The 12,507-nt window shown below is 67.1% G+C and carries 13 protein-coding genes; 3 read left to right on the forward strand and 10 right to left on the reverse strand.

Going from position 1 to position 12,507, the window contains the following annotated elements:
- Window positions 1-143 precede the first annotated feature (143 nt).
- Together rarD and yedA are read right to left on the reverse strand one after the other, a co-directional pair.
- The gene (gene rarD, locus AC5P78_RS06815; protein ID WP_032965507.1) at window positions 144-1,040 is read right to left on the reverse strand and encodes an EamA family transporter RarD; all 897 of its coding nucleotides are present in this window, start codon (window positions 1,038-1,040) and stop codon (window positions 144-146) included.
- Window positions 1,037-1,942 carry a drug/metabolite exporter YedA gene (gene yedA, locus AC5P78_RS06820; RefSeq protein WP_495217175.1) on the reverse strand — a complete coding sequence of 302 codons (906 nt, stop codon included), beginning with the start codon at window positions 1,940-1,942 and terminating at the stop codon, window positions 1,037-1,039. The genes rarD and yedA overlap by 4 nt, the downstream gene beginning before the upstream one ends.
- 223 nt (window positions 1,943-2,165) lie before the next feature.
- On the opposite strand from yedA, the gene AC5P78_RS06825 reads away from it, so the two are divergent.
- Entirely contained in the window at window positions 2,166-3,500 is a 1,335-nt protein-coding gene (locus AC5P78_RS06825; protein WP_043035190.1) for an MFS transporter, read from the forward strand.
- Window positions 3,501-3,567: 67 nt separating this feature from the next.
- On the forward strand, window positions 3,568-3,867 hold the full coding sequence (locus AC5P78_RS06830) for a hypothetical protein (RefSeq protein WP_212561897.1): 300 nt from the start codon (window positions 3,568-3,570) through the stop codon (window positions 3,865-3,867).
- 162 nt (window positions 3,868-4,029) lie between these two features.
- Here the strand turns inward: AC5P78_RS06830 and AC5P78_RS06835 are convergent, their stop codons facing one another.
- The 4 genes from AC5P78_RS06835 to AC5P78_RS06850 form a co-directional block, all read right to left on the reverse strand.
- Window positions 4,030-5,682, reverse strand: a complete 1,653-nt coding sequence (locus AC5P78_RS06835; RefSeq protein WP_495217185.1) for a M28 family metallopeptidase — start codon at window positions 5,680-5,682, stop codon at window positions 4,030-4,032.
- A 105-nt stretch (window positions 5,683-5,787) separates the two neighbouring features.
- Window positions 5,788-6,720, reverse strand: a complete 933-nt coding sequence (locus tag AC5P78_RS06840) for an MBL fold metallo-hydrolase (protein ID WP_012478879.1) — start codon at window positions 6,718-6,720, stop codon at window positions 5,788-5,790.
- Between the two features lie 249 nt (window positions 6,721-6,969).
- Window positions 6,970-7,266, reverse strand: coding sequence for a hypothetical protein (locus AC5P78_RS06845; RefSeq protein ID WP_044569410.1), 297 nt, complete (start codon window positions 7,264-7,266; stop codon window positions 6,970-6,972).
- 209 nt (window positions 7,267-7,475) lie between these two features.
- Window positions 7,476-8,768, reverse strand: a complete 1,293-nt coding sequence (locus AC5P78_RS06850) for a tryptophan--tRNA ligase (protein ID WP_012478877.1) — start codon at window positions 8,766-8,768, stop codon at window positions 7,476-7,478.
- 108 nt (window positions 8,769-8,876) lie between these two features.
- Between AC5P78_RS06850 and AC5P78_RS06855 the strand changes: the two genes are divergently transcribed.
- On the forward strand, window positions 8,877-9,686 hold the full coding sequence (locus AC5P78_RS06855; RefSeq protein WP_012478876.1) for a hypothetical protein: 810 nt from the start codon (window positions 8,877-8,879) through the stop codon (window positions 9,684-9,686).
- A gap of 73 nt (window positions 9,687-9,759) precedes the next feature.
- Here AC5P78_RS06855 and AC5P78_RS06860 read toward each other — a convergent pair whose 3' ends face one another.
- The 4 genes from AC5P78_RS06860 to AC5P78_RS06875 all read right to left on the reverse strand — a co-directional run bounded on the left by AC5P78_RS06860 (window position 9,760) and on the right by AC5P78_RS06875 (window position 12,456).
- The gene (locus AC5P78_RS06860; protein ID WP_004153772.1) at window positions 9,760-9,981 is read right to left on the reverse strand and encodes a CsbD family protein; all 222 of its coding nucleotides are present in this window, start codon (window positions 9,979-9,981) and stop codon (window positions 9,760-9,762) included.
- Window positions 9,982-10,188: 207 nt separating this feature from the next.
- Entirely contained in the window at window positions 10,189-10,326 is a 138-nt protein-coding gene (locus tag AC5P78_RS06865) for an entericidin A/B family lipoprotein (protein WP_005407710.1), read from the reverse strand.
- Between the two features lie 160 nt (window positions 10,327-10,486).
- Window positions 10,487-11,407, reverse strand: a complete 921-nt coding sequence (rocF, locus tag AC5P78_RS06870; protein ID WP_005407709.1) for an arginase — start codon at window positions 11,405-11,407, stop codon at window positions 10,487-10,489.
- Window positions 11,408-11,511: 104 nt separating this feature from the next.
- Window positions 11,512-12,456 carry an ankyrin repeat domain-containing protein gene (locus tag AC5P78_RS06875; protein WP_012478875.1) on the reverse strand — a complete coding sequence of 315 codons (945 nt, stop codon included), beginning with the start codon at window positions 12,454-12,456 and terminating at the stop codon, window positions 11,512-11,514.
- Between the last annotated feature and the right edge of the window lie 51 nt (window positions 12,457-12,507).

Genomic DNA, 12,507 nt, shown 5'->3' on the forward strand with positions numbered 1-12,507 from the left:
GCCCTTCGGGGCGCCGTTCTTTTTTGGGTGGAAGCGGGTCGGATCCCTTCGCCCTGCGAAGGGCTCTGACCCCACGCGACGGATAGAACAGGGTCAGAGCCCTCCGCGTTGCGGAGGGATCCGACCCCGCAGCCCCGCCGGCGCTAGCGCTTGGCGCGCATCGTACGGATGTTGTCGCCGACGAACAGGATCAGGCCGGCCCAGATCGCGGCGAAACCGATCGCCTTGGCGGTATCGAACGCTTCGTGGAAGAAGAACACCCCCAGCAGCAGCTGCAGGCTCGGCGCGATGTACTGCAGGATGCCGACCAGCGACAGCGGGATGCGCTTCACGCCGTAGGCGAAACCGATCAGCGGCACTGCGGTCACTGCGCCACCGAAGATCAGCAGCAGGTCATTGCGCCAGCCCCAGCCATGGAAGAACGCGCCGCCATGGCCGTTTTCCGCCCAGATCGCGAAGGCCAGCGCCGGCAGGAACAGGTACATGCTCTCCACGCCCAGGCCGGCCACCGGATCGACCGAGACCAGCTTGCGCAGCAGGCCATACAGGCCGAACGAACAGGCCAGGCCCAGCGCGATCCACGGCGGCGTACCCGCGTCGATGGTCAGCCAGGCCACGCCCACCGCCGCCATCGCCACCGCCACCCACTGCAGGCGCCGCAGCCGCTCCTTCAGCACCAGCACGCCCAGCAGCACGTTCACCAGCGGGTTGATGAAGTAGCCCAGGCTGGTCTCGATCACATGGCCGGCGTTGACCGCCCAGATGTACAGGCCCCAGTTGAACGCGATGGTCAGGCTCGACACCAGCAGGATCGGCAGCGCGCGCGGCTGCGCGGCGATCTTCTGCCACCAGCCCAGGCGCGAGCTGATCAAGAGCCAGCCCAGCACCATCACGGTGCTCCAGATGATGCGGTGGGCGATGATCTGGAACGAGGGTACCTCGTTGAGCAGGTGCCAATAGACTGGCACCAGGCCCCAGATCACGAAGGTGGATGCGGTGACCAGCAGGCCCCGGCGTTGTTCTTTCTCGTCCATGCTCACTTCTTTCTCGTCCTTGCCATTGTCAGCACCACCACACCCAGGAGAATCACCGCCATCGCCCGCAGGTCGCGCCAGCCGAAGCGCTCGCCGTTGAGCAGCGCGCCCAGCAGCACCGCGATCACCGGATTGACGTACGCATAGCTGCCGGCCAGCGCCGGCCGCACGTTCTGCAGCAGCCAGACGTAGGCGGTGAAGGCAACGATGGAACCGAACACGCACAGGTAGGCCATCGCCAGCAGGCCACCGGTATCGGGCAGCGTGGTCGGGCGCTCGCCGACCGCCAGGCCGATCAGCACCAGCAGCACGCCACCGCAGATCATCTGCCCGGCGGCGGTCATGAACGGGCCCGGCAGGTCCAGGCCGCGCGCCCACACCGAACCGAAGGCCCAGCCGATCGGCGCGATCAGCAGCAGCACCAGCCCGGTCGGTGAGGCCGTCAGGCTGCTGCCGGCATTGAGCCAGACTACGCCGAGGAAGCCGATGGCGATGCCCAGCCACTCACCGCGGCTGGCATGCTGCCCGCGCAGCGCCGAGAACAGCGCCATCCACAGCGGCACCGAGGCCACCGCTGTCGCGGCCAGGCCCGAGGACACCTCACGCTCGGCCAGCACCACCATGCCGTTGCCCAGCACCAGCATGGTCACGCCCATCACCACCAGGTTGCGCCACTGCCGCAGGGTCGGGTTCGGCATCTTCCAGAACAGGCGCAAGGCCAGGAACATCAGGCCACCGGCAATGATGAACCGGCTGCCGGAAACCATCGTCAGCGGCAGCGCGCCGCCGTGCAGGGCCTTGGCGATGCCCAGGTAGGTCGAGCCCCAGACCACGTAGACCAGTAGCAATGCCAGCGCGACAAGGCCACCCCGGGGGGCAGCCGCAGACGAAGAGGGGGGAACCGACATGACACACCAGGGAGCCGGGGGAAGGCGGATTCTAGGACGTTTTGAGTATGGTCCGGCACCCCAGACGGTGGCACGCTGTCATCCATCCATGCACCCTGCTCTGGTCTGCTACCCCGTGTTGACGGCCGATGCAGTACCAAGAGGGCTGCCCGGCCGCGCCGCCCCAAGGCCGGGCGCCGTTTTCCCTGCGCACGGACGCGCCGCATCGAGGATTCCCACCCAGATGAGCACCACGTCCCAACCTGCCGTACCCGCGAACGACCGCGCCGCGCTGCGCCGGTCGATCTCCAATACCCTCAAAGGCTCCGCCGGCAACCTGGTGGAGTGGTATGACGTCTACGTGTACTCGGTGTTCGCCGTGTACTTCGAATCGCAGTTCTTCTCGCCGGACGACAAGAACTCCACGATGTACGTGTGGGCGATCTTCGCCGCCACGTTCCTGATGCGCCCGATCGGTGCCTGGTTCTTCGGCCGCTTCGCCGACCGCCACGGCCGTCGGTTGGCGCTGACTGTCTCGGTCACGCTGATGGCGCTGTGCTCGTTCCTGATCGCCATCACCCCCACCGCCGCCAGCATCGGCATCTGGGCCGCAGTCATCCTGCTGTTCGCGCGCCTGCTGCAGGGCTTCGCCACCGGCGGCGAGTACGGCGCCAGCGCCACCTACATGTCCGAGGCCGCCATTCCCGGCCGTCGCGGCTTCCTGTCCTCCTTCCACTACGTCACCCTGGTCGGCGGCCATGTGCTGGCCCAGCTGACCCTGCTGCTGATGCTGACCTTCTGGGGCAAGCCGGAGATCTCCGAGTGGGGCTGGCGCATCGCCTTCGGCATCGGTGGCATCGCCGCGGTGGTGGTGTTCTGGCTGCGCCGCGGCATGGACGAATCGCTGTCGGAGTCGTCGATCGAAGCTGCGCGCGAGGGCAAGGCGCAGAAGTCCGGCTCGATGTACGAGCTGTTCGTGCACCAGTGGCGGCCGCTGCTGCTGTGCTTCCTGATCACCGCCGGTGGCACCGTGGCCTTCTACACCTACTCGGTGAACGGCCCGAAGATGATCCAGAGCGCATTCGCGGGCAACGACCCGATGACCGGCACGCTGATCAACCTGGGCGTGCTGGCGTTCCTGATGGTGCTGCAGCCGGTCGGCGGCTGGCTGTCGGACATCATCGGCCGCAAGACCCTGCTGGTGTTCTTCGGTGTGGGCGGTGTGCTGTACAGCTGGTACCTGATCACCCAGCTACCGCACCAGCACGACGCCACGCTGGCCTTCCTGACCCTGGCACTGGCCTTCGTCATCCTCACCGGCTACACCTCCATCAACGCCGTCGTGAAGGCCGAGCTGTTCCCGACCCACGTGCGTGCGCTGGGCGTAGGCCTGGGTTACGCGCTGGCCAACTCGCTGTTCGGCGGCACCGCCCCGCTGCTGTACCAGGGCGCGCTGAAGACCGGCCACGTCGACTGGTTCGCCATCTACGTGACCGCAACGATCGCGGTATCGTTGGTGGTCTATGTGTTCTTCCTCACCAACAAGGGCCCGAACTGGCTCGACGGCACCCGCAAGTAAGCGCGTTGCCCTGGTCGCGGCCACCGGTGCACTGCCGGTGGCCGCTGCGTCTCCCGCCACGTCACTGATGTGGATCGCGGCGACGCTGGCCGCAGCCACGGCACTGGCCTGGCTGCTGCGCCGCCCCAGCGCACAGGTCGCGTGGCCACGCACCGGGTTCGGGGTCGCCCTTCTGGTGTTCTGCGCCGCGCTGGCGCTGCAGCTGGCGGTGGACCTGGGCAGCGGCCACAGCTCGCTGCAACTGCGCCTGCATCGCGGCATCAATGCAGGGTCGCCGGTTGGCCTGCGCACGATGGTGGCGTGCTATCTGGCAGCGCTCGCTGCCGCCGGCTGGGGCGCGTGGACGCTGCTGCGCCGGCGCCGGTAGTGCCGGCCGCTGGCCGGCAATAGCAATCCGCAATCGGTAGAGTCGACTGTTAGTCGACTGCTCTCTCTGTCGGCACCGGAAAACCCGCGCTGCGCGCGATAGTCGACTGGCAGTCGACTCTACCCCCGGCGAAATGACATGACACCCCGCCGGTCCCGAGCCTCAGCGGCGGGCCGCTTCGCTCTTGTCGCGCGCGCCGCGGAACTCCGATTCCTTCTCCCACGTCGGCCAGCGGCGGCTGTTGGCCAGCTCGGCACCCAGGTCGTAGACCAGCAGAGTGTCAGCCGCGTGGCCGCTCGGATCCCAGCTCGGGGTCCAGGCATCGCAGGCCTGGTGGTAGCAGTCGGCGAAATACTTCTCGCGCAGCGCGCGGCCGGCTTCAACACCGCCGTCCAGCTTGTCCAGGCCCGGGCCGATGGTGATCGCCGGCACGCCCAGGCGGGCAAAGGCGAAGTGGTCGGCGCGATAGAAGAAGCCGGCCTCCAGGTTCGGGTCCGGGCTGTAGCTGCGGCCGCGGGCCTTGGCCACGCGCTCCAGGTCGCCTTCCAGCGACACCCGGCCCTTGCCCCACGAAGCGATGTCGCGGGTCGGGCCATCCGGGCTGAACATCTCGATGTTCAGCACTGCAGCGGTCTTGTCCAGCGGCGCCAGCGGATGCGCGGCGTAGTAGCTGGCGCCCAGCAGGCCCTTCTCTTCGGCGGTGAGGGCCACGAAGTACAGCGTGCGCTGCGGCTGCGGGCCGGCGGCGAACACGCGGCCCAGTTCCAGCACCGTGGCCACGCCGGTGGCGTTGTCGATCGCACCACGGCGGATGCGGTCGCCCTTGGCGTCGGCTTCGCCGATACCGAAGGCATCCCAGTGCGCGGAGAAGATCACGGCCTCGTCGGCGTGTTCACCACCGGGCAGCTTGGCCACCACGTTGCGGGTCACCACCTGCTCGCGCTTGAGTGCGAAATCCACGCTCAGCTTCGCGTTGTCCAGTGCCACCGGGCGGAAGTCCGCACGCATCGCCTTGCGCTTCTCGGCATCGAAGTCCAAGCCGGCGTCAGCGAAGATCGCCTCGGCAAGTTCGCGCTGCATCCAGCCACGCAGCGGCGTGTGCTGCGCCATCGCCTCGGCCTGGCCGCGTTCGATGTCGAACAGCGGCGAGGTGCCCGAGCTCTTCACAGTGGCCCAGCCATAGGCGGACGGCGCGGTCTCGTGCACGATCAGCACACCCTCGGCACCACGGCGCGCGGCTTCCTCGAACTTGTAGGTCCAGCGGCCGTAGTAGGTCACCGCCTTGCCATCGAACGCGCCCGGTGCATCGGCCTCGAAATCGGCGTCGTTGATCAGCACCACGGCGATCTTGCCGTGCAGGTCCACGTCCTTGTAGTCGTTCCAGTGGCGTTCCGGTGCGTCGATGCCATAGCCGACGAACACCAGTGGCGCGTCCTTGATCTGCACGCGCTTGCGCGGCTGCAGGCTCTGCAGGGTCACGTCCACGCCGTTGGCCAGCGCGCGCTTGCCCTGCTTCAGCGACAGGCTGGCCTTGGCCGGCCCGTCCAACTGCGCGCGCACCAGCGGCACCGGCTGCACCCAGCTGCCATCCACGCCACCCGGTTGCAGGCCGTAGCTGCGGAACTGCTCGATCAGGTACTGCACCGTGCGCTCTTCGCCCTCGGTGGCCGGCGCGCGACCCTCGAATTCATCCGATGCCAGCACACGCACGTGCCGCGACAGAGCCTGCGGATCGATGCCGCCACCCGGGAGGTCGTTGGCTGCATGGGCCAGGCCACCGACAAACAGGCAGGACGACAGCAGCAACACGCGCATCGGATTCACGGCAGTACCACGGCTAGCTTGGAAGTCACCAGAGTGTAACGTGGTCGTGACATCACGGCGCAGCCTGGGCCCACGTCATCCACGCATGGCGTGGGTCTACCTGCTGATGCGGTCCAGCCAGCACGCCAGGCCCTGCGCGTTGAGTTCGATGTCCATCGCCAGAACAGCGATCACCGCCGCATCGTCCAGCGCACAGCCATGCAGCTGTGCACGTTCCAGGTACAGCGCCTGCAGCGCGGCCAGCAGGCAGCGGTGGCGGTCCGGCCGGCCATCGCACTGGCGGCCGATGGTGGCCATCGCATCGATCTGTTCGAACAGGTCGTTGGCCAGTTTCTGCACCTGCTCCACGCGGCCGTAGTGGGTCAGGTACATCGCCTGCGGACCATAGCCCAGCATGCGCTGGATCGAGGCCTTCATCGCTTCCGGGTCGAACTGCACCGGCGACGAGGTCGGGAAGATGAAGGCCCCCTGCGCGCTGTCCAGCTCGCGGTAGGAAATGCCGAAGGTATCGCCGGTGAACCAGCTGCGGCCGCGTGCATCCCACACGCAGTAATGGTGCAGTGCGTGGCCCGGGGTGTGCAGCAGCACCAGCTCGCGGCCGGCCAGGTCGATACGGTGGCCGTCTTCGGCCACCACCACACGATGTTCGGGAATGGCCTCGATACGACCATAGCTGCGCGCGATTTCCTCGGCACCGTACACCGCCGTGGCACCGGCAATCAGCCGGGTCGGGTCGATCATGTGCGGCGCACCGCGCGGGTGCAGCACTGCCTTTGCGTTGGGCAGCTGCTGCATCAGCAGGCCGGCGCCGCCGGCGTGGTCCAGGTGCACGTGCGTGAGCAGCAGCCAGTCCACCGCGTCAACGGCCAGACCCGCGTTGGCCAGCGCCTGCAGCATCGCCGGCACCGACAGGCCGGTGCCACAGTCGACGAACGCGGCGCGGTCGTTTTCAACGATCAGATAGGCCGCGTCGAAGTCGGGACGCTGGAAGCCGGTATCGATGGTGTGGATGCTGGGGTCGGCGATCATCGGCACGCACCTGGCAGGATCGGGAACAGACGCCCATGGTAGGCGCGCGGGCGGTCCGGGTTCGATGCGGCTTTGGTCGGGTGGTGCCGGGTTGTGGCCGGGTAGAGTCGACTGTCAGTCGACTGTCGCGCGCAGCGCGGGCTTCCAGAAGAGCAGTCGACTCACAGTCGACTCTACCAAAGGCAAGCGCAGGCAAGGGCAAGCGCAGGCCAACCAACCGCAGGTCCATCGGGTGCGCAAGGGCCAGGTTCAGCGCAATGCGAACCGCGGCCGCAGCAGTAGGGCCAGCACCAGCACCGCCAGGAATGCGCCGTAGGCGTACAGCACCGCCAGTACCTGCGGCCAGATCGGGCCGGCGCCGGGCTGTGCCATGCCAAGTCGATACCCCCACAGCATCGAGGCGACGCTCAGGGCGAAGGCCAGCAGCAGGGTGGTGCCATCGAACAGGCGCCGCCGCGGGGTGCGCGGCTGGCGCGGGAACAGCCAGTACAGGCTGCCCAGCAGCAGGAACCAGGGCAGGAACAGCAGCAGCGACAACCAGGCCATCGCAGACTCCATGTCATCGCGCCTGAGGCGCGCGGACATCATGCCATGACCTTCGTTCGCGGGTAGGGCCGGCCGCTGGCCGGCATTTCCTATGCAGTGCCGTGGTAGTGCCGGCCGCTGGCCGGCGTTTTCCTATGCAGTTGCCGTGGTAGTGCCGGCCGCTGGCCGGCATTTCCTATGCAGTTGCCGGCCAGCGCCCGGCCCTACCCTTACGCTTCGCGCAGCATGGCCAGGGCCGCCAGCACGGCGTCCACTTCGGCTTCCAGCTTGAACAGTTCGCTCTGCAGCTGGTCACCCTGCTCCGCCTGCTTGATCACGGCAATCAACTGCCCCGCGTCGCGCGGCGAATCGAAGCCTTCGCTCTGGATCAGCAGCGTGCCGTCACCGGCGGTCAGCTTGAAGTAGAAGCGGCCGTCCTTCTCGCGGTACTGCTTGAACAGTGGCGGTGCCACGCGGGCCACGCCGGCGTCCTCGCTGGCGATATCGCCTGCGGTGGACAGGTCACGCAGGCCCACCGCATGGCGCAGCTCGTCCAGCAGCGGTGCCGCCAGCTGCTCGCGCAGCTGCTGGCCACGGCGCTTGAGCAGCGCCTCGATCTTCTCCGGCTCGGCCATCAGCGCGTTGTAGCGTTCGCGCAACGGCGACAGCTCGCTGTCGATGCGCTCGAACAGCTGCTGCTTGGCGTCACCCCAGCTGATGCCGGCGGCGAACGCCCTGGCGAATTCGGCGGTCTGTTCCGGGGTGGCGAAGGCCTGGTACATCTGGAACAGCGCAGAGCCCTCGGTGTCCTTCGGCTCGCCAGGTGCGCGCGAGTCGGTCAGGATCGAGAACACCAGCTTCTTCAGCTCCTCGCGCGGCACGAACAGCGGAATGGTGTTGTGGTAGCTCTTGCTCATCTTGCGGCCATCCAGGCCCGCCAGCGTCGCCACCTGCTCGTCGATCACCACGTCCGGCAGCGGGAAGTACTCCTTGCCATACACGTGGTTGAAGCGCTGGGCGAAGTCGCGCGCCATCTCGATGTGCTGGATCTGGTCACGGCCCACCGGTACCTGGTTGGCCTTGAAGATCAGAATGTCGGCGGCCATCAGCACCGGGTACATGAACAGGCCGGCGCTGACGCCTGCGTCCTCGTCCACGCCTTCCTCGCGGTTCTTGTCCACCGCCGCCTTGTAGGCGTGCGCGCGGTTGAGGATGCCCTTGCTGGCGATCGCGGTCAGGAACCACATCAGCTCGGTGGTCTCGCGGATGTCGCTCTGGCGGTAGAACCACACGTGTTCCGGGTCCAGGCCACAGGCCAGCCAGCTGGCCGCGATCTCCAGGGTCGCGCGCTGGGTGCGCTGCGGGTCCTGGGACTTGATCAGGCTGTGCAGGTCGGCCAGAAAGAAGAAGCTCTCGATCCCCGGGGCGCGGCTGGCCGCGATGGCCGGACGGATGGCGCCAACGTAGTTGCCCAGGTGGGGCGTGCCGGAGGGGGTGATGCCGGTAAGGACTCGGGTGGTCATGACTGCGTGGGGTAACCTTCGATGAACGGGGCCAGTTTACCTTGCACGCCACCAACCCCGTCAGGGCCTGCGGCGCGTTCATTCACGCAACCCCGCTGGAGACGCCCGATGAAACGCCTGCTGCCCCTGCTGTTGATCCTGCCCCTGGCCGGCTTCCGCCCCGCCCCGATGCCGCCGCCGGCCTACGAGGGCGGCCCCGTGCGCATGTCTCTGGTCGACCGCGACCGCGGCACCGAATTGCGCAGCTACCCCGCCGAGGGCCAGCGCTGGGTGGCCGGCGAGCGCGGCCACCGCTACGCCGTGCGCCTGTACAACGACAGCCCGCGCCGGGTGCTGGTGGTGCTGTCGGTAGACGGCGTCAACGCCATCTCCGGCGAGGATGCCGATCCGTCGCAGACCGGCTACGTGCTCAACCCCGGCCAGCGCGCCGACATCACCGGCTGGCGCAAGAGCCAGGATGAAGTGGCGCAGTTCGTGTTCAGCAGCCCCAGCGGCAGCTATGCCAGCCGCACCGGTCGCCCGGACAACATCGGCGTGGTCGGCGTGGCGGTGTTCGAGGAAGCGCGCCGCTGGCGTCCGGATCCGATCCTGCGCCGCAGCCTGCCGCTGCCGGCACCGGCCCCGACGGCCGAAGCGGCGGCCGATGCCAGCGCCAGCAACAGCCGCATCGAGGGCTATGCCAGCAAGTCACAGGCCCCTGCGCTGGGCACCGGCCACGGCGCACGCGAGCAGTCGTCGGTACGCGATACCGACTTCGAACGCGCCAGCCGCAGCCCGGCGCAGGTTCTGCAGCTGCGCTACGACAGCGCCCGCAATCTGCGCGCGCGCGGCATCCTGGTCGATACACCGCCGTCGCGCCTGCCGCGCGAACCGCAGGCGTTCCCCAACCGCTATGTGCCGGACCCGCCGGCGCGTTGATCGGCCGCCCAGACAGCACAACGCCCGCAACCTCTCGGTGCGGGCGTTGTGCTGTGGGGGAAAACCGTAGCGCTTACTTGTAGTCCGGGTAGTCCTTGCTCACGGCATCCTGGAACTCACGGACTTCCTTCTCAGCACGATCCTTGGCCCAGCCATAACGTTCCTGCAGGCGGCCGGCCAGATACTCGGCATTGCCTTCAGCCACATCGAAGTCGTCGTTGGTCAGATCGCCCCACTTGGCCTGGGCCTTGCCCTTCAGCTGCGACCACTTGCCGGAAATGATGTCTTTGTTCATTGCTGGGAGTCCTTGGTTGCAACGGCGTTCTTACCGTGGCTACAGCTTCGCGCAGCGGCTGTTGAGCGCCGGTCAACCGACCATGAAAGCACTGCTCACCTGCTTGAATGGTTCACTACGCTTCGACACGTACGCTGCAGAAAAACGCGCAAGAAAAAAGGCCGGGGAGGTCCCCCCGGCCTTTTTGCTTTCCGTTCCACTTCAGGCTCAACGGCCCTTGGCGGCATCCTCAACCTTTTCGCCAGCCTTCTGCACGTCCTTGCCGGCACCGGCAACGGTGTTGCAACCGGCCAGCAGGGCCACCGAGAACATCGACAACAGCATCAGGGCAACTACGCGCTTCATGGGCTTCTCCTTGGGTTCGCCGCTATACCGCTTCATTCGCGGATGGGGTTCGGTCGCTCGGCGGAAGGAGCCAATGCCACTGCCGCCGCGTGATGTGCAATCTGGCGGCAGGGGCGTGGAGCGCGTGTGAACGGATCATCGATCCGTTCAGGCGGAGAGCTCAGTCGCGCATCAGGGTGGACTTGCCGAACAGGCTTTCGACCAGGTCCACGGCCAGTTCGGCGGTGGCATTCTGCTTGTCCAGCAAGGGGTTGAGCTCGACGATGTCCAGCGAACCCATGCGCCCGGTGTCGGCAATCATCTCCATCACCAGCTGCGCCTCGCGGTAGTTCACCCCGCCCGGCACGGTGGTGCCAACGCCCGGTGCGATGCTCGGGTCGAGGAAATCCACATCGAAGCTGACATGCAGGTGGGTGTTCTCGTCGATGCCCGCCAGTGCTGCCTCGACCGCGCGCTTCATGCCGTTCTCGTCGATGTAGCGCATGTCGTAGACATCCACCTTGTGGGTCTTGATCAGGCGCTTCTCTTCCGGGTCCACCGAACGGATGCCGATCTGGTGCACCTGGATGGGGGTGATCGCCGGTGCGCTGCCGCCGAGGTGGGTCAGCGCCTTCGGGCCGAGGCCGCACAGGCAGGCCACCGGCATGCCGTGGATGTTGCCCGATGGAGTGACATCGCTGGTGTTGAAGTCCGAATGCGCATCCAGCCACAGCACGCGCAGGGTCTTGCCCTGCTCGCGGCACCAGCGTGCCACGGCAGTGATCGAACCGATGCCCAGGCAGTGGTCGCCGCCGAGCATGATCGGCATGCGACCGGCCTGCAGCTCGGCATAGCTGGCTTCCATCAGTGCGTGGTTCCACGCCACCACTTCATCCAGGTGGCGGTAGCCTTCCACCGGCGCGGTCCACGGGTTGCGCGGGCCATCCAGGTTTCCCAGGTCGCGCACGTCCACGCCGCGCGCTTCCAGCGCCTCGGGCAGGCCGGCCACGCGCAGGGCTTCCGGACCAAGCCGTGCACCACGATGGCCCGCGCCCACGTCGGTGGGCACGCCGATGAGGGATACGGAAATGGGATGGGCCATGGGTGCCTCCTGCGAACGAAAAAGAAGCACAGTCTAGCCAGAGGGATGTGACACCACTCGCGGCGGTGCAGCAGGGCGGGGTTCGTGTCCAGGCTCCTTTCACACTAGAGGATGGCTGCCGCCCAGGTCTCGATGTGGAACACACGCTTCTTCCGCAGGTCGATCCGCCACCGCCCACCCACACGCTTGAGTACGAACAGATGTTCGTAACGAAGGGAACGCGCCTTCTGAGGGTCGTCGCGTACCAGCACCTCGGCCCTCGAGACCGTCGGCATCGCAACTGACACCAAGAGATCCTCCGGTACGTACCGCGGGGGGTTCCCGACCGAAACGCCGGTCGAATAGACCCGTTTGCGGTCGGTACACCAGGCCGCCAGGATGTCCGCTTTCTCCTGTTGGAAGCCCGAGCTGAGCAGAAGTCCGCCACCGGCACGGGAATCCTTGTAGCCACGCGTTTCCCACTCGTGATATGCCAACAAGTATCCACGCACCACCGACGCGGGCTCACCTCCGGCGTCGGGCTGGGGCCACTCCAGCGGCGGTGCTTCCATCAACGCAGGCGGCGGCGTCGCACCGGCGGCGTGCAACAGCGCCACCACCTCCGCGTAACCGCGTTCATCGGCCATCGCCAACGCGTTGCACCCTTCGAAATCCAGCGGTGCCACGGACGCGCCGCTGTCCAGCAAGCGTTCGACCATCGCCAGGTGCCCACGGGCGCATGCCAGCATCAGCGGCGTACGCCGTTGTTCCGGCGAAGCAGGGTCGAGCATGGCGCCGCGTGCGATCAGCAGGTCGCCGATGTCAGTATCGCCATGCGCGGCGGCCCAACCCAGCGCGGTGTAGCCCAGTGCCCTGCAGGCATGCTCGATGTTGGCACCGCGATCCAGCAATCGCGCTGCGGCATCGCATTTTCCGGCAATGACGGCCGAGAGCAGCGGAGTGCGCCCCGTGCCCTTGTGCTGCCACTCGATATCGGCGCCTGCATCCAGCAAGGCATCGATCCGGTCGAGATCCGCCTTTTCAGCAGCCTTGGCCAGAAGATGGGACATGGTGATGCCACCCGACGTCAATAAGGGGGGGCCACCATAGGGCGGCGGGCG

Source organism: Stenotrophomonas sp. YJH_SMC_133 (assembly GCF_059370655.1).

Coding starts and splice junctions, on each gene's coding strand:
- AC5P78_RS06845 (WP_044569410.1), bottom strand. CDS start 7,266: ATGGCCTGGTTGTCGCTGCTGCTGTTCCTGCCCTGGTTCCTGCTGCTG.
- rocF (WP_005407709.1), bottom strand. CDS start 11,407: ATGGCCCATCCCATTTCCGTATCCCTCATCGGCGTGCCCACCGACGTG.
- AC5P78_RS06825 (WP_043035190.1), top strand. CDS start 2,166: ATGAGCACCACGTCCCAACCTGCCGTACCCGCGAACGACCGCGCCGCG.
- AC5P78_RS06835 (WP_495217185.1), bottom strand. CDS start 5,682: ATGCGCGTGTTGCTGCTGTCGTCCTGCCTGTTTGTCGGTGGCCTGGCC.
- AC5P78_RS06875 (WP_012478875.1), bottom strand. CDS start 12,456: ATGTCCCATCTTCTGGCCAAGGCTGCTGAAAAGGCGGATCTCGACCGG.
- AC5P78_RS06830 (WP_212561897.1), top strand. CDS start 3,568: ATGTGGATCGCGGCGACGCTGGCCGCAGCCACGGCACTGGCCTGGCTG.
- AC5P78_RS06855 (WP_012478876.1), top strand. CDS start 8,877: ATGAAACGCCTGCTGCCCCTGCTGTTGATCCTGCCCCTGGCCGGCTTC.
- AC5P78_RS06860 (WP_004153772.1), bottom strand. CDS start 9,981: ATGAACAAAGACATCATTTCCGGCAAGTGGTCGCAGCTGAAGGGCAAG.
- yedA (WP_495217175.1), bottom strand. CDS start 1,942: ATGTCGGTTCCCCCCTCTTCGTCTGCGGCTGCCCCCCGGGGTGGCCTT.
- AC5P78_RS06850 (WP_012478877.1), bottom strand. CDS start 8,768: ATGACCACCCGAGTCCTTACCGGCATCACCCCCTCCGGCACGCCCCAC.
- AC5P78_RS06840 (WP_012478879.1), bottom strand. CDS start 6,720: ATGATCGCCGACCCCAGCATCCACACCATCGATACCGGCTTCCAGCGT.
- AC5P78_RS06865 (WP_005407710.1), bottom strand. CDS start 10,326: ATGAAGCGCGTAGTTGCCCTGATGCTGTTGTCGATGTTCTCGGTGGCC.